General features: G+C 42.5%; 1 protein-coding gene and 1 pseudogene. Both read left to right on the top strand.

The window, feature by feature from the left end; genetic code table 11:
- Positions 1-176 precede the first annotated feature (176 nt).
- Positions 177-794 (top strand): FliO/MopB family protein, encoded by a 618-nt coding sequence (locus ACYVRA_RS06690; RefSeq protein WP_461251969.1) that lies wholly within the window; start codon positions 177-179, stop codon positions 792-794.
- Positions 794-1,096: pseudogene (locus ACYVRA_RS06695) on the top strand (hypothetical protein); the annotation flags it as partial. The gene ACYVRA_RS06690 and the pseudogene ACYVRA_RS06695, both read left to right, overlap by 1 nt.

Here is a 1,096-nt window from a genome sequence, read left to right on the forward strand (position 1 = left end):
ATACGCCACATTTATTAAATAAAAGATGAAAACCTCTTTGTAAGACCTATAAAAGCATGGTTTTTACTGTTTTTTTCAATATTTTCGATATTTTTTCCTGTTTTCTCTTGCCGAAAAATTAAAAAAAGTGTAAAATTAACAAGAATCAGTTTGATCTGGGGGGGTAAAAACTGAAAATGCCTAAATTTGCCTTGCTGTTATTAGTGGGGCTTTTTGTCCAAATACCGATTTTTTCTCAGGAAGCCGCAGAGGGGACGGAGCAATCCGCGCAGGAGCCTGAGCAAGCCGCTCCTTCTGTTGATGAAAATCCATATAGAGCCGCAGAGCGGGATATGACATTTGGAGACGCGCCCGCGCAAGATCGGCGAAATTCAGGCGCGTCAATTTGGGTTGTGATAAGAATGATACTCGTCCTCACCCTTGCCGCGGCGGCAATTTACGGTATTGTTTTTTTTATTAAAAGATCTTCCAAACAAACCGCCTCAAACGACCCCTTCTTAAAAATCTTAGCAAGCTCCCATATTGGTTTTAACCGTTATGTGCATATTGCCTCAGTCGGCTCCAAGGCGTGGCTCTTGGGCGCGAGCGAGGGCGGAGTGAATCTGATAAGCGAAATTGAAGATAAAGAAATTATAGACGCGTTGTTACTTGAAGATTCAAGGAAAAGCGCACAGACTCAAAATCGTTTTTCGGACTTTTTATCAATTCTTCGCCGTCTTGGAACTCCGGCTCAAACTGGTTCTTCCGGCATAGATGAAATTCGCAAACGCCGCGAAAGGCTTAAGGGGATGTGATGAGATTAACAAAAATCTTTTACAATAAAAAGCCCCTGACTAACGCAAATAAAAAAAGTAAGGCTTATAAAAAGTTAGAAATGATTGTTTTATTCTCTGTTTTTTTCATTTTCTTCCCCGCCGCAACAAACGCTCAGGAGCAGTTTCCTGACAGGGCGGCGCAGGGAACGACTAATTTTACGCCGACTCCAGGGCCTCCGGCGATTCCTTTTATTGATTTAACAATACGAAATCCTCAGACCGGGCAGGAAGTGGCGTTTTCATTACAGTTGCTGCTTTTGTTGACAGTTCTTTCTCTCGCT

This window comes from Treponema sp. R8-4-B8, from assembly GCF_054786175.1.